The sequence below is a fragment of the Polaromonas sp. genome (assembly GCF_029945685.1).
Taxonomy (GTDB): domain Bacteria; phylum Pseudomonadota; class Gammaproteobacteria; order Burkholderiales; family Burkholderiaceae_C; genus Polaromonas.
Genome location: NZ_JAQSDA010000003.1, coordinates 132619 through 157371, shown reverse-complemented (window position 1 = coordinate 157371; position 24753 = coordinate 132619). Strand labels below are relative to the sequence as shown.

19 protein-coding genes and 1 pseudogene are annotated in these 24753 nt (G+C 64.0%); 11 read left to right on the top strand and 9 right to left on the bottom strand.

Annotated elements, in window-relative coordinates; all coding sequences use genetic code 11:
• Positions 1–143: 143 nt before the first annotated feature.
• Entirely contained in the window at positions 144–1727 is a 1584-nt protein-coding gene (locus PSV26_RS01070; protein WP_300566582.1) for an ABC transporter substrate-binding protein, read from the bottom strand.
• 98 nt (positions 1728–1825) lie between these two features.
• On the opposite strand from PSV26_RS01070, the gene PSV26_RS01065 reads away from it, so the two are divergent.
• On the top strand, positions 1826–3298 hold the full coding sequence (locus PSV26_RS01065; RefSeq protein ID WP_300566580.1) for an amidase: 1473 nt from the start codon (positions 1826–1828) through the stop codon (positions 3296–3298).
• Here the strand turns inward: PSV26_RS01065 and PSV26_RS01060 are convergent.
• Positions 3268–3942: a helix-turn-helix transcriptional regulator gene (locus PSV26_RS01060; protein ID WP_366945585.1), complete on the bottom strand. Its 675-nt coding sequence runs from the start codon at positions 3940–3942 to the stop codon at positions 3268–3270. The genes PSV26_RS01065 and PSV26_RS01060 overlap by 31 nt on opposite strands.
• An 84-nt stretch (positions 3943–4026) precedes the next feature.
• On the opposite strand from PSV26_RS01060, the gene PSV26_RS01055 reads away from it, so the two are divergent.
• Positions 4027–5331, top strand: coding sequence for a HAMP domain-containing sensor histidine kinase (locus PSV26_RS01055; RefSeq protein ID WP_300566578.1), 1305 nt, complete (start codon positions 4027–4029; stop codon positions 5329–5331).
• A gap of 19 nt (positions 5332–5350) precedes the next feature.
• Positions 5351–6328, top strand: coding sequence for a response regulator (locus PSV26_RS01050; RefSeq protein ID WP_300566576.1), 978 nt, complete (start codon positions 5351–5353; stop codon positions 6326–6328).
• Positions 6329–6349: 21 nt separating this feature from the next.
• On the opposite strand, the gene cqsA is transcribed toward PSV26_RS01050, so the two are convergent.
• The 4 genes and pseudogenes from cqsA to PSV26_RS01030 form a co-directional block, all read right to left on the bottom strand.
• The gene (cqsA, locus tag PSV26_RS01045; RefSeq protein ID WP_300566574.1) at positions 6350–7609 is read right to left on the bottom strand and encodes an alpha-hydroxyketone-type quorum-sensing autoinducer synthase; all 1260 of its coding nucleotides are present in this window, start codon (positions 7607–7609) and stop codon (positions 6350–6352) included.
• Positions 7610–7750: 141 nt separating this feature from the next.
• Positions 7751–9067 carry an acetylornithine deacetylase/succinyl-diaminopimelate desuccinylase family protein gene (locus PSV26_RS01040; protein WP_300517597.1) on the bottom strand — a complete coding sequence of 439 codons (1317 nt, stop codon included), beginning with the start codon at positions 9065–9067 and terminating at the stop codon, positions 7751–7753.
• A gap of 176 nt (positions 9068–9243) precedes the next feature.
• Positions 9244–9690 (bottom strand): rhodanese-like domain-containing protein, encoded by a 447-nt coding sequence (locus tag PSV26_RS01035; protein ID WP_300566994.1) that lies wholly within the window; start codon positions 9688–9690, stop codon positions 9244–9246.
• A gap of 174 nt (positions 9691–9864) precedes the next feature.
• A pseudogene (locus PSV26_RS01030) lies at positions 9865–10365 on the bottom strand (MBL fold metallo-hydrolase); the annotation flags it as partial.
• 379 nt (positions 10366–10744) lie between these two features.
• Here PSV26_RS01030 and PSV26_RS01025 point away from each other — a divergent pair.
• The 5 genes from PSV26_RS01025 (at position 10745) to icmF (ending at position 18880) form a co-directional block, all read left to right on the top strand.
• Positions 10745–11869, top strand: coding sequence for a TRAP transporter substrate-binding protein (locus tag PSV26_RS01025; RefSeq protein ID WP_300517594.1), 1125 nt, complete (start codon positions 10745–10747; stop codon positions 11867–11869).
• An 84-nt stretch (positions 11870–11953) separates the two neighbouring features.
• Entirely contained in the window at positions 11954–12574 is a 621-nt protein-coding gene (locus tag PSV26_RS01020; protein ID WP_300517591.1) for a TRAP transporter small permease subunit, read from the top strand.
• A complete protein-coding gene (locus PSV26_RS01015; protein WP_300566572.1) occupies positions 12571–14580 on the top strand; it encodes a TRAP transporter large permease subunit in 2010 nt (669 codons plus the stop codon). The genes PSV26_RS01020 and PSV26_RS01015 overlap by 4 nt, the downstream gene beginning before the upstream one ends.
• Before the next feature lie 120 nt (positions 14581–14700).
• The gene (locus PSV26_RS01010) at positions 14701–15546 is read left to right on the top strand and encodes a PPK2 family polyphosphate kinase (RefSeq protein WP_300566569.1); all 846 of its coding nucleotides are present in this window, start codon (positions 14701–14703) and stop codon (positions 15544–15546) included.
• A gap of 40 nt (positions 15547–15586) precedes the next feature.
• Complete coding sequence (gene icmF / locus PSV26_RS01005) at positions 15587–18880, top strand: fused isobutyryl-CoA mutase/GTPase IcmF (RefSeq protein ID WP_300566567.1); 3294 nt, start codon at positions 15587–15589, stop codon at positions 18878–18880.
• Positions 18881–19061: 181 nt separating this feature from the next.
• Here the strand turns inward: icmF and PSV26_RS01000 are convergent, their stop codons facing one another.
• Together PSV26_RS01000 and PSV26_RS00995 are read right to left on the bottom strand one after the other, a co-directional pair.
• A complete protein-coding gene (locus PSV26_RS01000) occupies positions 19062–19226 on the bottom strand; it encodes a hypothetical protein (RefSeq protein WP_168173476.1) in 165 nt (54 codons plus the stop codon).
• 96 nt (positions 19227–19322) lie between these two features.
• Complete coding sequence (locus PSV26_RS00995; RefSeq protein ID WP_300566565.1) at positions 19323–20384, bottom strand: DUF6352 family protein; 1062 nt, start codon at positions 20382–20384, stop codon at positions 19323–19325.
• 248 nt (positions 20385–20632) lie between these two features.
• On the opposite strand from PSV26_RS00995, the gene PSV26_RS00990 reads away from it, so the two are divergent.
• On the top strand, positions 20633–21166 hold the full coding sequence (locus tag PSV26_RS00990) for a hypothetical protein (protein WP_300566563.1): 534 nt from the start codon (positions 20633–20635) through the stop codon (positions 21164–21166).
• Between the two features lie 6 nt (positions 21167–21172).
• Here PSV26_RS00990 and PSV26_RS00985 read toward each other — a convergent pair whose 3' ends face one another.
• Complete coding sequence (locus tag PSV26_RS00985) at positions 21173–22096, bottom strand: LysR substrate-binding domain-containing protein (RefSeq protein ID WP_300566561.1); 924 nt, start codon at positions 22094–22096, stop codon at positions 21173–21175.
• 188 nt (positions 22097–22284) lie between these two features.
• Here PSV26_RS00985 and PSV26_RS00980 point away from each other — a divergent pair, with 188 nt between their 5' ends.
• A complete protein-coding gene (locus PSV26_RS00980) occupies positions 22285–23475 on the top strand; it encodes an acyl-CoA dehydrogenase (RefSeq protein ID WP_300566559.1) in 1191 nt (396 codons plus the stop codon).
• A gap of 4 nt (positions 23476–23479) precedes the next feature.
• Positions 23480–24691, top strand: coding sequence for a CaiB/BaiF CoA-transferase family protein (locus tag PSV26_RS00975; protein ID WP_300566557.1), 1212 nt, complete (start codon positions 23480–23482; stop codon positions 24689–24691).
• The last annotated feature ends 62 nt before the right edge of the window (positions 24692–24753 follow it).

The following is a 24753-nucleotide window of genomic DNA, read 5'->3' as shown; positions in this document are numbered from 1 at the left end:
CGCCCGATGAGCCTCAGGACAAGCTGTATTTACCAGCCGGGGCCGCGGATCTGGCTTCGCCAGTCCGCAGGCGCAGCGCCCCTCTTTTTCGTGCAAGGGGCAGCGGAGTGCCGAAGGCTCGCGAAGCGACAAGCGTGGGGGCCCTAGTTCTTTTTGATGTTCCAGTACACCTGCGCACCGCCCGGCACGAGCCCGGAGATGTTAGAGCGCAAGGCGGCCGGATTGTTGTACTGCCCCAGATGCACATGCGAGGCCGTCTCGATGGCACGCAATTGCAGCTGCTCGGCGAGCTTTTTCTTCTCGGCCTCGGTGCCGGCCTGGGCAAACTTGACCTTCAGCTCTTCAATGACCTTGTCATCCTGCCAGCCAAACCAGCCCTTGTCGCCCGTGGCGTTGAGCATGGCCATGGTCAGCGGGTTCTGGATGTCGCCGGCCGTCCAGGCCGTCATGAAGGCGTTCCAGCCGCCCTTGTCCGGAGCATCCTTTTTGGCGCGGCGGGCCAGCAACGTGGCCCAGTCGGACTGCTGCATGTCCACCTTGAAGCCGGCGGCTTCGAGCTGTTGTTTGGCAACCAGCGGCAGCTTGGCAATCGAGGCCAGGTCGGTCGGCCGCATCAGCACGATGGGCTCGCCCTTGTAGCCAGCCTCGGCCAGCATCTGCTTGGCCTTGGCCGGATTGGCCATGCCGGTGTAGATGCCGGTGTTGTCGCTGGCATAAGGCGTTCCGCACGGGAAAATGCTCTTGCAGAACTTATACATGCCGGGCGCGCCCACCTGGGTTTTCAGGAAAGCCTCCTGGCCCATCGCCACCATGGCCGCCTGGCGGATCTTCACGTTGTCAAACGGTGCATGCAGGTGGTTGAAGCGGAAGATGTACTGCAGGCCGGCCGGCTGGGCATCGACAATCTGCACATCCTTGGCGGCCTTCAGCGAAGCGTATTGCTCGAAGGCGGGCTGCTCGATGATGTCGACCTCGCCGGCGATCAGCGCATTGAACTGGGTCTGCGGGTCGCGGATGATGATCCACTCGACCCGGTCCAGGTACACCACCTTGCCGCCGGTGGTGCCGTCCGGCGCTTCCGCACGCGGCTTGTACTTGTCGTTCTTGACGTACACCAGTTTCTCGCCGGGCTTGTACTCGGCCGCGACGAACTTGTAGGGACCGGAGCCGATGTTTTCCTTGATCTGCTCGCTACCGGGCGTGGCGGCAATGCGGGCGGGCATGATGAAAGGTACGTTCGACGAGGGTTTGCCCAAGGCCTCGAGCATCACGCCAAAGGGCTGGTTGAACTTCACGACAAAGGTCTTGGCATCGGGGGTTTCGTAACTCGCCAGGCTCTTGGCCATCACGCCGCCGAAACTGTCGCGGCTGGCCCAGCGCTTGAGCGATGCCACCACGTCCTCGCTGGTGACGGGTTTGCCGTCGTGGAACTCCAGGCCGTCACGCAGCGTGAAGGTCCAGACCTTGTTGTCCCTGGAAGCGCTCCAGGTGTCCACCATCTGCGGCTTGACCTTGCCGGCCAGGTCGGTCCCGAACAGCGTGTCATAAATCATGTAGCCGTGATTGCGGGTCACAAAGGCGGTGGTCCAGATCGGGTCCAGAATGGTGATGTTCGAATGCGGCACGACCTTGAGCGTCTTTGCCTGGGCCTGGGCCGCAGGCGGCAACAGCAAACCGGAAACCAGGGCCACCGAAGCGGCCAGGGTGAAAAGGGAGCGACGTTTCATGACAATTTTTCCTTGGCAACAAGAGTTGGGGAGAGTCAGGCAGCAATCACAAGCTGCTTTGTAATGTAACCACAGTTCTGACGCAATATTCAAGCCATATGAAAATCAGCCCACAGCCCGCCAGCCCGGTCACCGCATGGTCCGCCACCGAACTGTCCAGCGCCATCCATACGCGCAGGGTCTCCTGTCGCGAAGTGATGCAGGCCTACCTGGAGCGCATCGCCCAGCTCAATCCGATTCACAACGCGCTGGTCAGCCTGCAGGAAGCGGGCACGCTGCTGGCGCAGGCCGACGAACGCGATGCACAGCTGGCGCCCGGCAAATCGCGCACCGGCAGCATGGGCTGGATGCACGGCATGCCGCAGGCCATCAAGGACCTGGCCGCCGTACAGGGTCTGCCCACCACCATGGGCTCACCGTTGATGCAGGGGTTTGTCGCCCGGGAAGACGGCCTCATGGCGTCCCGCATGAAGGCCGCCGGCTGCATCGTGATCGGCAAAAGCAACACCCCGGAATTCGGTCTGGGTTCGCACACCTTCAATGAGGTATTCGGCGTCACGCGCAACGCGTATGACCCATCCAAAAGCGCGGGCGGCAGCAGCGGCGGTGCGGCAGTGGCGCTGGCCACACGCATGCTGCCGGTGGCCGACGGCAGCGACTTCATGGGCAGCCTGCGCAACCCGGCCGCCTGGAACAACGTGTTTGGCCTGCGGCCCAGCCAGGGCCGTGTGCCGATGTGGCCGGTGCAGGATGTATATCTCGGTCAATTGGGGACCGAGGGGCCCATGGGCCGCACCGTGGAGGACGTCGCCCGGTTGCTCAGCATCCAGGCTGGCTGGGATGCGCGTTCGCCACTGTCGATTGCGGAGGATGGTGCCCAGTTCCTGAGCTTGCCCGCGCTGGACATCACCCAGCTCCGGATTGGCTGGCTGGGCGACCTCGACGCCTACCTGCCGATGGAGCACGGCATTCTGGCCACCTGCGAGCAGGCCCTGCGGCGCTTCGAAGGGCTCGGCTGTGCGGTGGAAGCGACGGCACTGGGCATGCCCCCCGACCGGGTCTGGCAGGCCTGGCTGGTGTGGCGGCGAGCCCTGGTCGCCTCGCGCATTGCGCCGTTTCTGGTCCAGGGCAGCAACCGCGAAAAGATCAAGCCGGAAGCACTGTGGGAATACGACCAGGCCCAGGGCCTGAGCGCCAGCGGCTTTTCAGCGGCCAGCGCGCAGCGCACCGCTTTTTACCAGCACATGCTCACGCTGTTCGAACGGTATGACTTTCTGGCACTGCCGGCGGCGCAGGTGTGGCCCTTTGAAGCGGGCGAGCGCTGGCCCCGGCAGATCAACGGTCACGTCATGGACACTTACCACCGCTGGATGGAAGTGGTGATCTACGCCACTTTCGCCGGCCTGCCCTGCATCAGCGTGCCGGCGGGCTTCAACTCGCAGGGCCTGCCGATGGGCCTGCAGCTGATCGGCAAACCGCGGGGCGACCGGGCCGTGCTGCAACTGGCGCAGGCCTACGAAGAGGTGGCGCAGGACATTCTTCAGATCACGCCGAGCCAGCAGGCGCGCTGAATCGCCGACATCTTGTTGTCCACCTTGAGTTTGGCCATGGCATTGGACAGGTGGTAGTTCACGGTACGTTCGGCGCAATGCATGCGCTCAGCGGTCTGGCGTGCCGTCAGGCCTTCAAAGGCCAGCGCCAGGCATTCGCCCTCGCGCGGGCTCAGCGGACTGCTGGCCTGTGCCATCGTGCGCTTGAACAGGGGCCAGATATTGAGGGCCGACCAGACCAGCGCCGCAGCTTCGGCGCGGTCGTGAAACTGGCGTGGACTGAAAATAAAACACTCGAAGGCCCGCCCTGATGGCAGGGGAAACTCGATGCGCACCACACTCTGAAAGCCGTGGGCCAGCCACAACAGGCGCCAGCGGCTGGTGTTGCCGGCCTCCGCCTTGCCGATGTGCTGCCAGGCCACGAGGGAGGCATCTGACTCGCGCCACGGCGCACCGAAGTCCTGGCTTTCTGCCAGCGCAAGCGCAGCGTCGATAAACCGGGGCGGATGGACCGCCGCCACCAGCCGGTCCTGCCGCTGGCCAAACGGGTCAGGGCTCAGCACCACCACCGCCTCGACAGAATATTCGCGCAATGCGGAGATCCAGTCACTCAACATGCTGTCCAGCGCAATACTGTCAAAGTTGACAGGGGGACGCATCGTCATTTTTGCTCCGGAGCTGTGACAATGTATTGTGATATGTTCGAAAATTTAAGCATGACTTCCGGAGTACCCGCCAGGATCAAACAAATGATTCGCACGCTGTGGATCAGCCCCGGCGCGTGGGTGCGGCTGTGGAGTAAGCGAATCAGGACTGAACTGCTCCAGGAGCAACTGGTTCTCATTTTGCACCCGTCGCGCTGGCGTCTGCGCTGGCTCGGACTGTTCACGCTGGTGGGGCATCCCCTGTTTGGATGGATCTGGGGACAGTGGTTGCCGCAGCCTTACGAGAGCCCCGCGCTTCGCGCTGTCATGGGCACGCTGGGCCTGCTGCTGATCTCGGAGAGCATCACCAACGATCCCTCCAGCAAACTCTCGGCACGGATTTTTTCCGTGGTTTTCTGGATCCAGCTGCCGGTGTTTTTCAGCTGGATGTATCTTTGCAACAACGGCAACACCGTCTGGCTGGCCAGCTATTGCGCCATGGTGCTGATTTATTACCATGTGACCGACTGGCGGGCGGCCACTCTGGGGACGGTCAGCGGCGCTCTGCTGGCCTGGGCACTGTTCCAGGCATTCGGCCCGGCCGCTCTTCCCCTGAGCAAGCAGCAGTTTTCCATCAACGCTGTTGTCATCGCGTTCAGCTGGGCGAGTGCCCTGTTGCTGGGGCTGTCGTCGGCCAACCTGCGGCGCGAGCACCTGCAACACACGCTGACCACCATGGGCATCATGGCGCACGAGCTGCGCACGCCGCTGGCCACGATGTCGCTGATCGGCGACGCCGTGCGCAATGAAAGCCGTCAGGTCAAGGAGCCCGGTGGCGGCGAGCGGCTGGACCAGCTGGTCGTCAGACTGCACACCCTGGTGCGCAACATGAACCAGCAGATCGACACACAGATTGCCAACGCTCGCCTGCTGCGGCTGCCGACACACCGGGAATCCGTGGCCGCCGCCGCACTGCTGCGCAATGTGGTCAAGGACTACCCTTATCGCAATTCAAGGGAACGTGAAAGTGTGGTGCTGGTGCTGCGCAAGGATTTTTCCTTCGAGTCGTCCTACCGGCTGTTTGCGCAGGTCATCAACAACCTGCTCAAAAACGCCTTCCGTGCGCTGGCGGCTACCAGTTCGGCCCCCAAGCCCGGCGACCTGCGCATTGAAGTCGGGGTGCTTAACGGTTACGGACGCATTATCGTCACCGACCAGGGGACCGGCATCGCGCCTGAATTGCAGGCACGCATCTTCGAGCCCTTTTTCTCGACCGATCGGGGCACCGGTCACGGCCTGGGACTGGCTTTTTGCCAGCAGGTCGTCGAGGGCTCCGGCGGCACCATCCGGGTGAAGTCGGAACCCGGGCGCGGCGCCATCTTCATCATCGAGCTTCCGATTCTCAGGTAACCCAACCCACCGCGCATTCATGAGTTTTCCCCTGTTTCACCGCCCGGGCGCCATCGTTTTTCTTGACGATGACCCGGCCTATCTGGAAATGCTGGCGATGGTGTTGCCGCGCCAGTGGCACGTCAAGCTGTACCTGCGGCCGCAGACCTGCATCAACCAGCTGCAACAGGAGCCTCCGCTGTGGGAGGCCGACGCATGGACGCAGCAGGAAATGATCGAACGCTGGCGGGCCGGTCGGCCGCTGATTCCGCAAGTCCTGAACTACTGGGCCAGCCATGCCGAACGGTTCGGGCTGGCCAGGGTCTGCGTCTTCGACTACGCCATGCCCGGCATGGACGGCCTGCAGGCTCTGGGCGAGTTGACAGACTGGCCGGGTGGCCGGGTGCTGCTGACCGGACAGGCCGATGAACATGTGGCGGTGAGCGCCTTCAACCGGGGGCTGATTGACCAGTTCATTGCCAAGCAGACCGTCGACATTTCCCAGCACCTGATCACCGTCATCCAGCGCATGCTGGCGCAGCCACAAATGCGTCATTCGCAGATCTGGCGCGCCGCACTGACCCAGCCCCAGCACGCGCTGCTGCAGGTGCCTTCGGTGGCCCGCCAGCTGGCCAGTCTGGCCAGCAGCCACTGGGTCGAACATGTGGTCATTGGCCAGCCCTTCGGCGTCCTGGGCATGGACGCCGACGGACGGGCCAGCTGGCTGCAGCTGGAGTCTGCCGCAGGCCTGGCCGACCTGGCGGAGCTGGCTGAGTCCCAGGGCCTGAAGGCGGCTGCCGCTGACGACATCCGGGCCGGTCGCCACCTGGTCGACCTCGAGCTTCAGCAAGCCCTGGGGCAACCCGGACCGGCGCGGCTCATCCCGGCTTTTTCCATCGGTCACGAAGGCACGTTGCTGGGGGCCCTGTTTCCGGTCGAGCTGGCCGCCAGCCCGCCGGGATTGACCGGTTACAAGCACTGGCTTAAAAAACACGGCCGACGCACCGTGCGGGACTGAGTCGCCCCGCCGGTACCGGCCTCAATTCGTTTCAGCCGTCCGCGCCCGACGCGCAATCGGCCAGTCCCAGGGCTTGACCAGTGGCGCGATCTCGTACGCGACCGCCTCCACGTGGCTCAGCTCCGCATCGGTCAACCCCGCGTGCAGGGTCAGGCGCACCATGGCCCGGTTGCGGCTGGTTGCCGGGGCACAGAAAACCGCGCCAAAAACACCGCGGTCCTCCAGATGGTCGCGCAGCACCATGGTGTCGGGCTCGGTGCCGGCCTCCAGTGAAATGATCTGCTCCGTGCCCTGGTGGATCGGGTAACCCATGTCAGACAGACTGCTGCGCAGCCGCAGCGTATGGGCCCGCAGACGCCGGCGCTGTTCGTCGCGTTTGCCGATCACAGCGAGCGTGGCGCCGAGGCCGGCAATCTCGTGGGACAGCAGGCAGGAGCTGAAGATATTGGGGTAGCTGGAACTGAGGATGTAGTAACGCAAGTCAGCGGGCGCCGTGAAGAAACCGCCGCGCCCGGCAAAGGCCTTGGCCAGGCTGGCCGTGATGAAATGCACCCGGTCCGTCAGACCGAGTTCGGCGCAAAGACCGGCGCCACCGGGTCCGTGCGTGCCGAGCGAATGCGACTCGTCCACCAGGATCATGCAACCGTGGCGCTCGGCCACTTCCACCATCTCGCGCAAAGGACACAGGGCACCGGTGGTGCTGTACACCGAGTCCACCACCACCACGCCCGGCCCGTGCCGCGACAACACCCGGTCCAGGTGGGCCGGATCGTTGTGGCGAAACGGATGCGCAGGTGCGCGCGCCGCATGCGCACCTTCCCACAGCGAGGTGTGCGCCAGCGTGTCGAGGTACACCGGGGTCTGTGGATCGGCAATGGCCTGCAGCAAACCGACATTGGCCGCATAGCCGGACTGGCAGACAAACCCGTCTTCCTTTCCGACCCACTGGGCCAGGGACTTTTCCAGTGTCCGGGCGGGATGCTCGCCATGTACAAACACGCCGGACTGGATCACGAACTCCCGGTCATTGCGCAAGGCTGCCACCTGGGCGCTGACGATGTCGGGATGGCCGGTCACGCTGAGGTAATCGTTGCCGTCAAGACGGACGGCATCCGGACCGGCGGTTCTGCCGTGAAGGACAAACTTGCCACCCCACTGCTGTTGCCAGCGCGGCGTGAATTCGCGCGCAATTCGCTGCTGCAGATGCGGCGAGAGGCCCGGGTTGACAAGAGTTTTTGTTACGAGTTGTGCAGGAAGTTTTTCGAGAAGTTGAGAGTGCATGGTGGTTACCTTGTGAAAAAGTACCACCATTGAAGATGAAATTGACAAAATCGGCGTTGCCCCCCCTGTCAACATTGACAGGGGTCGGCCGCCGAAAGTCGGATTCCGGTGTAGCGATTGTCTTAAATCACTACCTTGGTATTACTTTGATGTTGCCTGGCGACCACTGGTCAGGCTCAAAGCTGCCAGTGCCATGATCTTCGCGCTGTCCACCAGCTCCTGAATGCCCACATATTCGTCAGGCTGGTGCGCCAGATCGAGGATGCCCGGACCGTAGGCGATACATGCATCGAGCTTGCCTGTGCGCACGATGTGTTTCTGGTCGTAAGTACCCGGACTGGAGATGTAGCTGGCTTCGCGGCCCAGTACCCGGGCGATCGCACGCGCGGTGGCCAGCACCACCGGGGCATCCCTGGGCGTGGCTGTCGGCACAAAACTCATGATGTCCCGGATGCCGTAGTCAAACCCCGGTCGGCTGCGCTTGAGCTCATCGAGCATGGCCACGATCTCGGCCTTCACGGCCTCCAGGTTTTCCTCGGCAATGAAACGCCGGTCCAGCACAGCGCGGCAGGAGTGTGCCACCACCGGTGCCGGCAGGTCGCCGGTCGGCCGGCTCAAAGCGTCCATGGAAAACAGCTGTTCGACCTGGCCACCGTGCAGGCTGTTGATGTTGAGCGTGCTGACCCGGGCACCGGGCGGCTCCACAGGCTCGGCCGTGTGGCGCTGCGACAGGCGCGGCTGCAACTGCGTTTCCAGCAGATGGATGAAGGCGCTCATGTGATTGATCGCGCTGTCGCCCAGGAAAGGCATGGAGCCGTGGGCGATACGGCCCAGGGTCTCGACCTCGCCCCACCAGACACCGCGGTGGCCCAGGCAGATGCGGTCCACACCGAGCGGCTCGGGGATGATCACATGGTGCACGCGCGGCTTCGTGAAGTACCCGCGCTCGGCCAGGTAACCCACGCCCGCGAAGCCACCCGACTCTTCATCGACGGTGCCGGAAATTTCCAGCGCGCCGGCAAAGGGAAGGCCTTCCTCAAGGATCGCCTCGCAGGCGATCACGCTGGAGGCCAGTCCGCCCTTCATGTCGCAGGTGCCGCGTCCGTAGACCTTGCCGTCCCGGACCTCGCCGCCGAAGGGGTCGGTGGTCCAGCCGGACCCGGCCTCCACCACGTCGATGTGGCTGTTGAAGTGCACACACTCGCCACCCGGTGCGCCTTCGTAGCGGGCCACCACATTGATGCGAGGATGGGAGTTGCGATCGCCCGGTGCCCCGGCGGCCCGTATGTATTCGACGGCAAAGCCCCGTTTTTGCAGCCGCTCGCCGAGCAGGTGGGCGCAGGCTTCGTAAGCGTCCCCCGGCGGGTTGATGGTGGGAATGCGAACCAGGTCCTGGGTGAGCGCAATCACCTCGTCGCGTTTCGATTCAATGCGTTTGAGCAGACTGTCATTGTTCATACGGCCAGTTTATGTGAACCAAGCCGCGCTGTCTCGGGGCGGTTCCATGCACGGCCCGGGGGCCACATTTTCAAGCAGGGGCCGCGGAACCGGCTTTGCCGGGCCGCAGGCGCAGCGCCCCCTCGGGGGGCAGCGCAGTACGCGAAGCGACAAGCGTGGGGGCGCTAGTTCTGGCTCTAGTTCTGCCGCCACGGCAGGCCGCGAAAGCGCCAGCCCCCACGTGCACCGCGATGGGCCTGCGCATCCGGGTCGCCCTCGAAACCCTCCAGGATGTTGTAGGCCTCCAGCCCCAGCTCAGTGGCGCGTCGGGCGGCGGCGATCGAACGCACACCACTGCGGCAAAGCAGCACCGCCTTCTGGCCCGCCGGCACGGCGGCCTGCAGGCCCTGGTCGAACTGCGGGTTCATGGCCATGCCGGGCCACTGTTTCCAGGCCAGCGGCACCGCACCAGGCACAAAACCCACCCATTCCCGCTCCGCGTCGGTGCGCACATCGACCAGCACCGCCTGGCCCGCCTGCCACCATTGGCAGGCCAGCTCGGGCGACACATTGCCGGCATAACCCTCGGCCGGCTGAACCTGGAGCGCGCCGGCCCCACCGGCATCGTGGCGGCCGGTCCCCATGCCCGAACTCTGGTTGGCGGGGATCGCCTCGTCCATGCGCGCGGGCCGCGGCAACTGGAGCTGCGCCATGGTGGCGACAAACCCGGCCAGGCTTTTTCCCGCGATGCGCGCATTGCCGGCCTTCTCGGCGCCAATCGTTGAATGGGTCCGGCCCTGGTAGTCGTGTCCCGGCCAGACCACGGTGTCGTCCGGCAGCGTGAACAGCCGCCCGGTGATGCTTTGGTAGAGATCTTCTGCGCTGCCGGACTGGAAGTCGGTGCGGCCGCAGCCGTTGATCAGAAGGGTGTCGCCGGTGAACACATGGTTGCGCCATAGGTAACTCACGCTGCCGGCCGTGTGCCCCGGGGTGTGCAGCACGCGGACCTGCTCTGCGCCGACCTGCAACACATCACCATCACCAAGCTGCCGGGCGGCTGTGGCAATGCCGCAGCCTTGCGGTGCCGCCGTGCGGGCGCCGGTGTGTTCCGCCAGCTGCCCGGCGCTGGTGATGTGGTCGGCATGGGCGTGTGTCTCCACGGTCCACAACAACTTGAGCTGGTGCTCGCGCAGCACCTCGAGGTCGCGCTCGACCTGCTGGTCCACCGGATCGATGATCAGGGCCTCGCGTGTGGACGGATCAAACAGCAGGTAGGTATAGGTGCTGGAGGCGGGGTCAAAAAGCTGAACAGGTGTCATGGCAGGCTTCCGTACGGGGGCAGGCGACAGGCCGACCGGCCTGCATGACAAGTTTAGAACCTCAGGGCCTTCTGCCGCAAAGAGGGACCCTGGCCCTGTCTGCTCTCATTTTTATAGCTTTTCGCGCTTGCGGGATAAGGGCTGAAGGCCAGAATAATTCATAAGACTCGCCCAACCCCCATACCGGGGCTGTCGCCGCGCGACGGCCTCGAAGCTTGACGAAAAGCTGACGGAACAGCATTTGAGAGAGCCCTGATAAACAGTTTCACCCCAATTAGGCGCAATCTGCGGCGGGCCGTTGGTAAAAACCCTCTTACGTGCAAAGCATCGATGACAAAAGATAGTGCGCTAACGTTATTTTTACAACAGGAGACAAGCCATGACCGATATCAAGACCCCTCGCCGCCGCAGCCTGCTCAAGGGCGCAGCCGTCGCCGCCGGCGCCGGTGCCATGTCCGCACCCATGCTGGCAACCGCGCAAACTGCCACCACGCTGCGCTTCCAGAGCACCTGGCCGGCCAAGGACATCTTCCATGAATACGCCAATGACTTTGCGAAGAAAGTCAACGACATGGCCGGCGGCAAGCTCAAGATTGAGGTGCTGCCAGCCGGTGCCGTGGTGCCTGCTTTCCAGCTGCTGGATGCCGTCAGCAAAGGCACGCTCGACGGCGGTCACGGTGTGGTCGCTTACTGGTACGGCAAAAACTCCGCGCTGGCACTGTGGGGCTCGGGGCCGGGTTACGGCATGGACGCCAACATGGTCCTGGCCTGGCACAACTACGGCGGCGGCAAGGCGCTGGTCGACGAGATCTACAGGAGCCTGAACCTCGACGTGCAGTCCTACCTGTACGGTCCGATGCCCACGCAGCCCCTGGGTTGGTTCAAGAAGCCGATCGCCAAGGTGGAAGACATGAAGGGTCTCAAATTCCGCACGGTCGGCCTGGCGGTGGACGTGTTCACCGAAATGGGCACAGCGGTGAATCCCTTGCCTGGCGGCGAAATCGTGCCGGCCCTGGACCGCGGCCTGATCGATGCCGCCGAGTTCAACAACGCCACCTCTGATCGCATCCTGGGTTTCCCCGACGTGGCCAAGAACTGCATGCTGCAGAGTTTCCACCAGAGTGGCGAGCAGTTCGAGATCCTGTTCAACAAGACCAAACTGACCGCGCTGCCGGCCGAGCAGAAAGCCATCATCGACTACGCCGTTCAGGCGGCCAGTGCCGACATGAGCTGGAAAGCCATCTCGCGCAATTCGGAAGACTATGAAGCACTGAAAAAGCAGGGCATCAAGTTCTACAAGACACCGGATGCCATCCTGCGCGCGCAGCTCGCAGCGTGGGACAAGACCATCGCCAAGAAGTCTTCCGAGAACCCGATGTTCAAGAAGGTGCTGGAATCGCAAAAGGCTTTTGCCCAGCGCGCCGGTCAGTGGCAGAACGACTACACCGTCGACTTCAAGATGGCGTTCAACCACTACTTTGGCCGAAACGCCAAGAAGGCCTGATCAGCCTGTGACCTGAAGGGGGGCACCCATCCCGGTGCCCCCTTTTGTTTTTTGCAACCACGCAACGTCGTGCCTGGAGTTGAAATGCAATCAGTTTTGTTGACGGTGGACCGTTTTTCCACCTGGATAGGTAAAGCCTTCGCGTGGAGCGTGGTGCTGCTGACCCTGTTGATCAGCTGGGAGGTGTTCTCCCGCTATGCACTCAACAAACCCCATGCCTGGGTGCTTGACGCGCAGATCATGCTCTACGGGACGCTGTTCATGACCGCCGGCGCCTATACGCTGAGCAAGAACGGCCATGTGCGCGGCGACGTGTTGTACGGCTTCCTGAAGCCCCGCACGCAAGCCGTCATTGACCTGACGCTGTATCTGATTTTTTTCCTGCCGGGTGTGGTCGCGCTGACCTGGGCCGGTTGGGTCTATTTCCAGGAATCGCTGGCCATCAACGAGCAGACTTTTTCTGCCGATGCCTTGCCCCTGTACCCCTTCAAATTCGTGATCCCGCTGGCCGGCAGTGTGCTGCTGCTGCAGGGCGTGGTCGAGATCATCCGCTGCATCCTCTGCCTGCAGACAGGCGCCTGGCCGGCGCGTGACGGCGACGTCGAGGAAGTCAACGTCGAGCAACTCAAGGCCATGGTGCATGTGAAGGACGAAGACATGGCCGCCCTCGAGCGCGAGCTGGCCCTCAAGGAGAGCGGCAAATGAAAATCCGCAAAGAACTCTGGTTTGGCCTGTCTTTCATGGCCGTGGTGATCATCGGCGCATGCGCCTTGCTGCTGAGCGTCGAAAAAATCACCAACGGCCACCTCGGGCTGCTGATGCTGTCGCTGGTCGTGACGGCCATCATGCTGGGCTTTCCGACAGCGTTCACGCTGATGGGCATGGGCATGATCTTCACCTGGCTGGCCTACAACCGGGACGCGACCAAAACGCTGGACCTGATGGTTCAGGCCGCCTACAAAACCATGGCCAATGACGTACTCATTGCCGTGCCGCTGTTTGTCTTCATGGGTTACCTGGTCGAGAGGGCCAACCTGATCGAAAAACTGTTCAAGAGCCTGCACCTGGCGATGGCCCGGATACCGGGCTCCCTCGCGGTCGCCACCCTGGTCACCTGCGCGATTTTTGCCACCGCGACCGGCATCGTTGGCGCCGTGGTCACCCTGATGGGGCTGCTGGCCCTGCCGGCGATGCTGCGCGCCGGCTACAGCGTGCCGCTGGCGGCAGGCGCCATCACCGCCGGCGGCTGCCTGGGCATCCTGATCCCGCCGTCGGTGCTGCTGATCGTCTATGGTGCCACCGCGGGTGTTTCCGTTGTCCAGCTCTACGCAGGCGCCTTTTTTCCGGGCCTGATGCTGACCGGCCTGTACATCCTTTATGTGGTCCTGGTCGCCAAGCTCAAACCGAAGTGGGCCCCGCCGCTGTCGGCAGCGGACCGGGTGGTCACACTTCCGCCGCTGACACAGCGCCTGACGACTGACACCTCCAGCCACGCACTGACCAGCCTGGTCGGCGCCATGAAGGGCAAGCGCAATACCGATGTGCCGATGGGCCATCTGTTGCGGCAGCTGGCGATTGTGGTGCTGCCGGGCCTGCTTTTCCTGCTGGTGCTGGTCACCAGCTATCGCGCGGTGACCACCGTGGAGGCCGAAGCGGTTTATGACATCCAGCAGATCGGCTCGAATTCATCGGAGCGCGCCAGGGACACCGGCGGTTTGCAGGAGCCCCCAAGCCAGGGTCTGCAGGAACCGCCCGCCGAGGGCGGCTTGCAGGCCCCCCCGTCGGGAGACGTGAAAGAGCCACCGTCCGGCGACGTGAAAGAGCCACCGTCCGGCGCCGTGCAAGAGCCTGCCGGCACAGCAGCAGCATCGTCCGTACCGGCCGCAGCGGCGCTGGCCGAGCCTGCGGCTGCGTCATCCGCCACTGCGGACAACACACCGGCCGGCGCCACCACCCGTGATGCACCGACCTGGTGGTGGGTCTGCTTTGCGATCCTCGGCGCGCTGGTGGCCCTGTTCTACCTGTTCCTGAGTTTTGCGCGACTGGAGATCTTCAAGATGCTCCTGTCGTCCTTTTTCCCGCTGATGATTCTCATCATCGCGGTGCTCGGGTCCATCGTGATGGGCCTGGCCACGCCGACCGAGGCGGCCGCGATGGGCGCGCTGGGGGGCTTTTTGCTCGCAGCGGCCTACCGGCGGCTGACCTTGTCGGTGCTGCAGGAGTCTGTGTTCCTGACGGCCAAGACCTCGGCCATGGTGTGCTGGCTGTTTGTCGGCTCGGCCATTTTCTCGGCGGCGTTTGCGCTGCTGGGCGGGCAGGAACTCGTCGAGCAATGGGTGCTCGGGATGAACCTGAGCAAAACCCAGTTCCTGGTGATGAGCCAGGCGATCATTTTCATTCTGGGCTGGCCGCTGGAGTGGACCGAGATCATCGTGATCTTCATGCCCATCTTCATTCCGCTGCTGGACAACTTCGGCGTCGATCCGCTGTTCTTCGGCCTGCTGGTGGCGCTGAACCTGCAGACAGCTTTCCTCAGCCCGCCGGTGGCCATGGCCGCGTTCTACCTCAAGGGCGTTGCACCCAAACATGTGACCCTGAACCAGATTTTCCTGGGCATGCTTCCCTTCATGGGCATCCAGATCCTGGCCATCATCCTGCTGTACCAGTTCCCGGCCATTGGCCTGTGGTTGCCGCAGTTGCTGTACAAATAAGGCGCTATCTGGCACCGCCCACCTGTGGGCAAGCAAGGGGGCGCGCAGGCGCCCTTTTGTTTTGAAAAAACGGTAAGATTGACGTTTACGTAAACGTCAATCATCTACACGGAGACAGCCATGTCCAACGGCAACAGCAAGCGCGCGGCCCTGCTGGCCCCCTGGCAACCGCCCACCACCGGGCGGGGCCGGCCGTTTGGGCTGTCCGCACTCCAGCCCTCGGCCAAGCCCTTTTCCAACGGAGCCAAAGCCGACGACAAGGCCGCCGTGGAAGCCCTGGCCATGGAACTGGACAGCCTGCAGGACCTGTTTTACGCCGACAAGCGCTACAAGCTGCTGGTCCTGCTGCAAGGCACCGACACCTCCGGCAAGGACGGGACGATTCGCGCCGTGTTCAGCCGGACCAGCCCGCTGGGCGTGCACACCGTCGGCTGGAAGGCGCCGAGCGAGGAAGAGCGGGCGCACGACTACCTGTGGCGCATCCATCGCCAGATGCCCGGGGCGGGCGAAACCATGATTTTCAACCGCAGCCACTACGAAGACGTGCTGGTGCCGGTGGTCAAGGGCTGGATCACCCCGGAGCAGACCGCGCAGCGTTTTGCCCACATCAACGAGTTCGAACGCCTGCTGGCCGAAACCGGCACGGTGATCCTCAAGTTCATGCTGCACATCAGCTTCGAGGAGCAGGGCCAGCGCCTGCAGGAACGCATCGACGACCCGACCAAACGCTGGAAGTTCGCCATGGGCGACCTGGAGGCCCGCAAGCAGTGGGCCGACTACCAGACGGCCTACGAGGCGCTGCTGGGGGCGACCAGCACCCCCTGGGCGCCCTGGACCGTGGTGCCGGCTGACTCCAAGACCCACCGCAACCTGATGGTGGCCACGCTGGTGCGCGACAAACTCAAGTCGCTGGACCTGCGCTACCCGCCTGACGATCCGGCGCTGGCCGGACTGAAGATCGAATAATTTCACACCAGTCACGAGACAACCTCCAGAGAGCGCCGCCATGACCGACCTGTCCGCCGACTACCAGGCCCTTGCCAGCTACCGCCCCACGCACAAGGTGCGTTTTGTCACGGCCGCCTCGCTGTTTGACGGCCATGACGCGGCCATCAACATCATGCGGCGCATCCTCCAGGGCATGGGTGCCGAGGTGATTCACCTGGGCCACAACCGCAGCGTCGACGAAGTCGTCACGGCGGCGCTGCAGGAAGACGCGCAGGGCATTGCCATCAGCTCCTACCAGGGCGGGCATGTCGAGTACTTCAAATACATGGTCGACCTGCTCAGGAGCCGCGGCGGCGAACACATCCAGGTGTTCGGCGGCGGCGGCGGCGTGATTGTGCCGCCCGAGATCCGCGAGCTTCATGCCTATGGCGTCGCGCGCATCTACAGCCCCGAAGACGGCCAGAAAATGGGCCTGGCCGGCATGATCGGCGAAATGGTCATGCGCTGCGACAAGGACCTGACCGGTTTCGCGCCCACCGACCTTCAGGCGATCGAAGGCCATGGCGAGATGGCCTGGCGCGCGCTGGCGCAACTGATGACCGCGCTTGAAAACGACAAGGCCAATCCGGCGCTGGTCCAGACGCTGCAGGCGCAGGCTGCTATCAAAAAGATACCAGTGCTGGGCATCACCGGCACCGGTGGTGCCGGCAAGTCCTCGCTGACCGACGAGCTGATACGCCGCCTGCGGCTGGACCAGAACGACCAGCTGCGCGTGGCCGTCATCAGCATCGACCCCTCACGGCGCAAAAGTGGCGGCGCGCTGCTCGGCGACCGCATCCGCATGAATGCCATCAGCCCCTGGCAGCAGGGTCAGCGCGTTTTCATGCGCAGCCTGGCCACGCGTGAATTCGGCAGCGAGATCAGCAAGGCCTTGCCCGAAGTGATTGCCGCCTGCAAGGTGGCCGGTTTTGACCTGATCGTGGTCGAGACCTCGGGCATTGGCCAGGGCGATGCCGCCATCGTGCCGCTGGTGGACGTACCCATGTATGTGATGACGCCGGAGTTTGGCGCCGCCAGCCAGCTGGAAAAAATCGACATGCTGGACTTCGCCGAGTTTGTCGCCATCAACAAGTTCGACCGCAAGGGTTCGCTCGACGCCCTGCGCGACGTGGCCAAGCAGGTGCAGCGCAACAAGGAAGCCTGGGGCACCGCGCCTGACCAGATGCCGGTGTTCGGCACCATGGCCGCGCGTTTCAACGACGACGGCGTCACCGCGCTGTACCAGGCCCTCAAGCCGCGCCTGGCCGGGCTTGGCCTGAAGCTGGCCGACAGCGCCCTGCCCGCCGTCAATGTGCGCCACAGCACCAACCAGACACCGGTGGTGCCGGCCGCCCGTACGCGTTACCTGGCCGAAATCAGCGACACGGTGCGCGGCTACAAAAAGCGCGCCCGCGCCCAGGCCCAGCTGGCGCGCGAAGTGCAGCAACTTCAGGCCGCCGCCGCCATGCTCAAGGTCGACAAACCCGAGCGCGCACCGGCGGCCGAAGCCGCGCTGGATCTGGCAGGCAAACGCAAGGCCCGCATGGACAGCGATGCGCGGCAGCTGCTGGGTCAGTGGCCCGACATGCAACAGGCCTACGCGGGTGAAGAATATGTGGTGAAAATCCGCGACAAGGAAATCCGCACCGCGCTGGTCACCAAATCATTGTCAGGTACACCGATCCGCAAAGTCGCGCTGCCGCAGTACGAAGACCACGGCGAAATCCTCAAGTGGCTGATGCTGGACAACGTGCCGGGCAGCTACCCCTACACCGCCGGCACCTTTGCCTTCAAGCGCGAGGGCGAAGACCCTACCCGCATGTTTGCCGGCGAAGGTGATGCGTTTCGCACCAATACGCGTTTCAAGCTGCTGAGCCAGGGCATGGCCGCCAAACGCCTGAGCACGGCCTTCGACTCGGTGACGCTGTACGGCAACGACCCCGACCTGCGGCCCGACATTTACGGCAAAGTTGGCAACAGCGGCGTATCGATTGCCACGCTCGACGACATGAAGGTGCTCTACGACGGTTTTGACCTGTGCAGCCCCAGCACCTCGGTCAGCATGACCATCAACGGCCCGGCGCCGACCATCCTGGCCATGTTCATGAACACCGCCATCGACCAGAACCTGGAGAAGTTCAGGGCCGACAACGGCCGCGAACCGACCGCGACCGAAACCGAAAAAATCCGCGAATGGGTGCAGGAAAACGTGCGCGGCACGGTGCAGGCCGACATCCTGAAAGAAGACCAGGGCCAGAACACCTGCATCTTCTCGACCGAGTTCAGCCTCAAGGTGATGGGCGACATCGCCGAGTATTTTGTGCACAACCGCGTGCGCAATTTCTACAGCGTCTCCATCAGCGGTTACCACATCGCCGAGGCCGGCGCCAACCCCATCAGCCAGCTGGCCTTCACGCTGTCCAACGGCTTCACCTTTGTCGAAGCCTACCTCGCGCGCGGCATGCACATCGACGACTTCGCGCCCAACCTGAGTTTTTTCTTCAGCAACGGCATGGACCCGGAATACACCGTGATGGGCCGCGTGGCGCGCCGCATCTGGGCCGTGGCCATGAAAGAGAAATACGGCGCCAACGAGCGCAGCCAGAAGCTCAAGTACCACATCCAGACCAGCGGCCGCAGCCTGCATGCGCAGGAGATCCAGTTCAACGACATCCGCACCACCCTGCAGGCGCTGATTGCGATTTACGACAACTGCAACTCCCTGCACACCAACGCGTTTGACGAAGCCATCACCACGCCGACCGAGGAATCGGTGCGCCGCGCGATGGCGATCCAGCTCATCATCAATCGCGAGTGGGGCCTGGCGAAAAACGAAAACCCGTCACAGGGGGCTTTCATCATCGAGGAGCTGACCGAGCTGCTGGAAGAGGCGGTGCTGGCCGAGTTTGAACGCATCGCCGAACGCGGCGGCGTGCTGGGCGCGATGGAGACCGGCTACCAGCGTGGCCGCATCCAGGACGAATCCATGCATTACGAAATGCTCAAACACACGGGCGAGCTGCCCATCATCGGCGTCAACACCTTCCGCAACCCGCATGGCGACGCCGTGCAGGACAAGCTGGAGCTGGCGCGCTCTACCGACGAGGAAAAGCAGAGCCAGCTGGCACGTTTGCAGGATTTCCACCAGCGCCATGCCAGGGAAGCTCCCGCCATGCTCAAGCGCCTGCAGCAGGCGGTGATTGCCAATGACAATGTGTTCGAGGTGCTGATGGACGCGGTGCGCGTCTGCTCACTGGGCCAGATCACCCACGCGCTGTTCGAGGTGGGCGGGCAGTACCGTCGCAATATGTGAGAAGGGGCCGCAGCCCCGGCCTCTGAAAGTCCCGGGCGTTGCGCCATTTGCTATGTTATCAATAGCTGCCTGCGCTTTATCCATCAGGGCTGAAGGCTGATTTCGATCACCTTAGCTGGTGATCTGAACCGAAGCGGACAAAAACCGGTTCCCGGCACAAGCGGGACCGGCTGGACGCCAATCAACCGCCTTTGTGCGGGCGCTTGCCGGGGTTCTTTTTGCTGCGGGTCCAGGTGCCGCGCTCCAGGCTGATCTTCTGGCCGCGCCCGGCCGTGCGGGTCATGCCGGGGGCGGGAACAGGTTTTGGTGCGCAGATGTCGGCTTCGACGCGGATTTTTTTGGACATGGAAGACTCCGGATTAAAAATTGGCAGAACCCGGCATTTTAAGCTACCGCGCCCCGGTCGAGTCAGCGCAGGGCCGGCCGGCCGGCCGAACCCGATTTACATGGCCTGCTTCAGCGGCAGGTTCAGCAGCAGATTCTGCGGTTTCAGCTTCAACACGCCGTGGGCATTCATCATCAGGCCGAGGTAGACCGGCTTGCCGGCCACATCGGCGCGCATCTCCTGCGGCTCCGCAAAATCCAGCCTGAAGAGGCTGAGCAGGCGCTGCATGCGCCCGGCCTCCACCTCCCTGCCCTCGTACAGGTCATTGAGCAGCGCCGTCGCCTCCACGTCCAGCCCCACATGCCAGCGCCAGGCCTCATCTTCAATCTTCTGCAGGGGCTTGATGCTGACCTCCACGCCGAGGAAATGCCGCACCCACTTTTCCAGCACCCGCGCCAGCGCGGTCAGGCCCGAGCGGGCGCGCGTCATGGTGAACACCAGGCCGTGGCTCAGGTCGTTGTTGATTTCATGGGTGAGGTCGAGCAGGAAGTTGTGGCGGTCACTCGCTGGCCAGTAGTCGGGCGCGTTGGCGTCCGTCAGCACCTGCATGTTGATACTGCGCAGCGGCGCTTGCGCCTCCGCCAGGAAGCGTCCGAAGTCGCCCAGGCCGCCGGTTTCGTTGAACATGTCAAGGACATCGCGGTCGCCGGCCAGCACCTGGCCGTCCTGCGTGCCGACGCGCTGGACGCGGAACAGCATTTCAGCAGCACGCACCTCGTAGGCATCGGTGGTCTCGTCCAGCACCTTGCGCAGGATGGCCTGGGCCAGCAGGTCGATGAACAGGGGCGCAATGCTGATGCTGCCGCTACGGAATAAGCCCAGGTAATAAGCCTCCAGCGTGCCGGCCGCCAGCAGCCCGTCGCGAAAGCGCAAAAACAGGCCGTAACTCTCGCGGGCGTCGGCGTCCTGCAGGGCCTGCAGTTCGGCCTCGGCCACCAGCCGCGACGGTGCGGCCAGCAAGGCCGCGTGCAAAGCGTGCTCAGCCGCGCAGGACTCGCGCACCAGGGCCAGTTCGGGACGGTTCAGGAAGAGGCGCAGGTAATCGTCGGTGGGGGCCAGCCAGCCCCTCGGGGTGATCTGAAGCTGGTGGAAGCCGCTGGAAGACCAGAAATTTTGCATGGGGGCAATCGTCGCACATTGCGCATGGCGGCAATTTGCTATGAATTAAATAGCTGGTTGCGCCCGTGGAATAAGGGCCGGTAGGGTATTTTTATGTAAAGTCCCGAAAACCGGATGGCCGCTGGCTGGTCCTGGTAAAAACTGCCGCTACAACCCACCCCAGTCCAGCGTCCGGGTTGCCGACGCTGTTTTTCGCTTTGCGTACAGTAGGGTGTTGAAATGCACCGGGCGCACAGATGGAGACACCCATGAGCACAACGTTGAAACCACGCAAATACCGGGGACGCATGCTTCCCTGGCCAGTCGCCGGCCTGCTGGTGCTGGCGCTGGCGCCCGCCTGGGCGCAACTGCCGACCGTCACCACCCGGACCGAAACCTGGACAGGAACCGGCCCGCCGCCCTACTACAGCGCCATCGAGCGGGCGCAGTGGGAACAATGGCAGATGCAACGCGAACACGAGCGCCGGCAGCGCGAGCTGACGCGCCAGCAGGACGCCCAGATCCGGCAGAGCCAGGAAAGCCTGGGCGAGCGTGCGCTGCGGGAGCAGGCGCAGCGCAACGGCACCTGGCAGCCCCAGCGCCCCGGCCCAAGCGACCAGGAACTGGCCTGGCGCGAACAGCAGCAGTTGCAACGCGACGCATGGCGGCAGCAGCGCGAGCTGACACGCCAGGACGACCAGAGGCAACGGCAAGGCGAGGAGTCGCTGGGCCAGCGCGCCCTGCGCGAGCAGGCCCAGAACCGGCGCGAACAGGGCCGCCTGACCAGCGGCACCCAGCGCTAGAACCTCTCAGGCCACCTCGGGAACAGAACCCGGCGCATCCCGGTAACGGGTGGCCTGGTCGTCGAGCCAGGCTCGAAACAGCCCCAGCACCGTGTTGTCGGACTTCTGTTCCGGGTAAATCAAGTAATAACGCCGGTCGCTGATAAATTCGTGCTCGATCAGCGGGACCAGGCGGCCGTGTTTCAAATCCTCTTCAATCAGGAAACGCGGGATCAGCGCCAGGCCCTGTCCGTGAATGGCCGCCTCGGTGGTGATGGAAAACAGCTCCATGCGCGCGCCGGCCAGATCGTTGTCGATCTGCAGGCCCAGCGATTCAAACCATTGCCGCCAGGCGTAAGGCCGCGTGCTCATCTGCAGCAGCGGCAGGTGCGCCAGGTCGGCGGCCTTCAGCGTGCGCCGCGTCCTGACCAGCGCCGGGCTGCCGACCGCCACCAGCTGCTCGTCCATCAGAAAACAGGACTCCGTACCCGGCCAGCCGGCGTCGCCCGCAAAAATCGCCGCGTCCAGCGCGGTATCGGCAAACAGGAAGGGCCGCGTGCGCGACGACAGGTGCACCGTGATATCAGGGTGCAAACGCTGGAAATCGCCGAGCCGCGGCACCAGCCATTTGGCGGCAAACGTCGGCACCACGCCCAGCTCCAGCGCACCGCCGGCACCGCCCTTGGCCATCAGGGACAGCGTGTCGCGCTCCACATCATCAAGGCGGGCGCGTACGTTGCGGGCGTAGTTGGTGCCCGCTTCGGTGAGCAGGACGCCGCGTTTGGTGCGCCGGAACAGCTTCACGCTCAGGAAGTCTTCCAGACCGGCGATCTGGCGGCACACCGCGCTCTGGGTGACCGCGTGCTCCTGCGCCGCCTGCGTAAAACTCTGGTGGCGCGCGGCCGATTCGAACAGCGCCAGCGCCGCGGTGGAAGGGATTTTTCGTCGCATGGCGGACTCCTGCGGGGGCTGCGTGGTTGGAGTTCCATTTTTGCACAAACCCGTTCCAAATCATCGGTTGCGCCAGGGCGCGGGCTGAGCGTATGCTTCACCCATCGACACGCTTTCGCCGGTCTCCTGAGTTGCGATTTATGCACACAGACAGGCCTCCCCCACCCTTTTGTCTTTGGAGATTCCCCATGAGCCCCAGCCCCCAAAAAGCCAGCTTCCACTGGGCCGACCCCCTGTTGCTCGACCAGCAGCTGAGCGACGACGAACGCATGGTGCGTGACACCGCCAGCGCCTATTGCCAGGAGCAGCTGGCACCGCGCGTGCTGGAAGCCTTCCGCCATGAAAAAACCGATGTCGCGATCTTTCGCGAGATGGGTTCGCTGGGCCTGCTGGGCAGCACCATTCCCGAAGCCTACGGCGGCGCCGGCCTGAACTACGTCTGTTACGGCCTGGCCGCGCGCGAGGTCGAACGTGTCGACTCCGGCTACCGCTCCATGATGAGTGTGCAGTCCTCGCTGGTGATGGTGCCGATCAACGAGTTCGGCAACGAAGCCACGAAACAGAAGTACCTGCCGAAACTGGCCACCGGCGAATGGATTGGCTGCTTCGGCCTGACCGAGCCCAACCACGGCTCCGACCCCGGCAGCATGATCACGCGCGCCAAAAAGGTGGACGGCGGCTACAAGCTCTCGGGCGCCAAGATGTGGATCACCAACAGCCCGATCGCCGACGTGTTTGTGGTCTGGGCCAAGGACGACGAAGGCGCCATCCGCGGCTTTGTACTCGAAAAAGGCTGGAAAGGCCTGAGCGCCCCGGCCGTGCACGGCAAGGTCGGCCTGCGCGCCTCCATCACCGGTGAAATCGTCATGGACGAAGTCTTCTGCCCCGAGGAAAACGCTTTCCCCGAGGTGCGTGGCCTCAAGGGCCCGTTCACCTGCCTGAACTCCGCCCGCTACGGCATCGCCTGGGGTGCGCTGGGTGCGGCCGAAGACTGTTTCCACAAGGCACGCCAGTACACGCTGGACCGCAAGCAGTTCGGCCGCCCGCTGGCCGCCAACCAGCTGATCCAGAAAAAACTCGCCGACATGGAAACCGAAATCGCGCTCGGCCTGCAGGGCTGCCTGCGCCTGGGCCGCATGAAGGATGAAGGCACGGCTGCGGTCGAAGTGACTTCCATCATGAAACGCAACTCCTGCGGCAAGGCGCTCGACATTGCCCGCATGGCGCGCGACATGCTGGGCGGCAACGGCATCAGCGACGAGTTCGGCGTGGCGCGGCACCTGGTCAACCTCGAAGTGGTCAACACCTACGAAGGCACACACGACGTGCATGCGCTGATCCTCGGCCGCGCGATCACCGGCATCGCCGCGTTTTCCTGAGCTCATGTCAGCCCCTTCTGTTCGCCCGCCGCCGCTGACCGGCGTACGGGTGCTGGATCTGTCACGTGTGCTCGCCGGCCCTTGGGCCGGGCAACTGCTCGCCGACCTGGGCGCCGACGTGGTGAAGGTCGAAAAACCGCAGGGCGGTGACGACACCCGCGCCTGGGGACCGCCCTACCTGAAGGATGCTTCGGGCCGCGACACCAGCGAGGCCGCCTACTTTCTCTGCGCCAACCGCAACAAACGTTCGGTCGCCATCGACATCGCCACGCCGGAGGGACAGGCGCAGGTGCGCGCCCTCGCCCAGCAGGCCGACGTGGTGCTGGAAAACTTCAAGGTCGGCGGGCTCAAGCGGTATGGCCTGGACTACGCCAGCCTGAGCGCGGCGAACCCGCGCCTGGTTTACTGCTCGATCACCGGCTTTGGCCAGACCGGCCCTTACGCGGCACGCGCCGGCTATGACTTTTTGATCCAGGGCATGGGCGGGCTGATGAGCGTGACCGGCCAGCCGGACGGCGAGCCTGGTGCCGGGCCACAGAAAGTCGGCGTGGCCCTGACCGACATCATGACCGGGCTTTATGCGACGATTGCAGTGCAGGCCGCCCTGGCCGAGCGCGAAAAGTCGGGCCTGGGACAACACATCGACCTCGCGCTGCTGGACGTGCAGATTGCCTGCCTGGCCAACCAGGCCTCCAACTACCTGGCCGGGCAGACCGTGCCGCGCCGCATGGGCAATGCACACCCGAACATCGTGCCCTACCAGGCCTTCCCCACGGCCGACGGCGACATCATCCTCGCGGTGGGCAACGACGAGCAGTTCGCCAGATTCTGCAAGGTCGCGGGCCATCCCGACTGGTCGGCTGACGCGCGCTTTGCCACCAACGCACAGCGCGTGGCGAACCGCGCGGTGCTGGTGCCCCTGCTGCGCCAGGCCACGGTGATGCGCACTTCGGCCGACTGGATCGCCGCGCTCGAAGCCGCCGGCGTGCCCTGCGGCCCGATCAACCGCATCGATGAAGTGTTTGCCGACCCGCAGGTGCGTTCGCGCGGCCTGCACATCGACATGCCGCACGCGCTGGCCGGCAGCGTGCCGCTGGTGGCCAACCCGATCCGCCTGTCCGGCTCACCGGTGGCTTACCAGCGGCCGCCGCCCATGCTGGGGCAGCACACGGCCGAGGTGCTGGCGCAATGGCTGGGCGTGGGAACGGCGGCCTGAGGCCTGCACCCCAGCTTCAGTTTTTTGATAAAAAAGGCCTCCAGCCCTTACGGGAAGTGCGC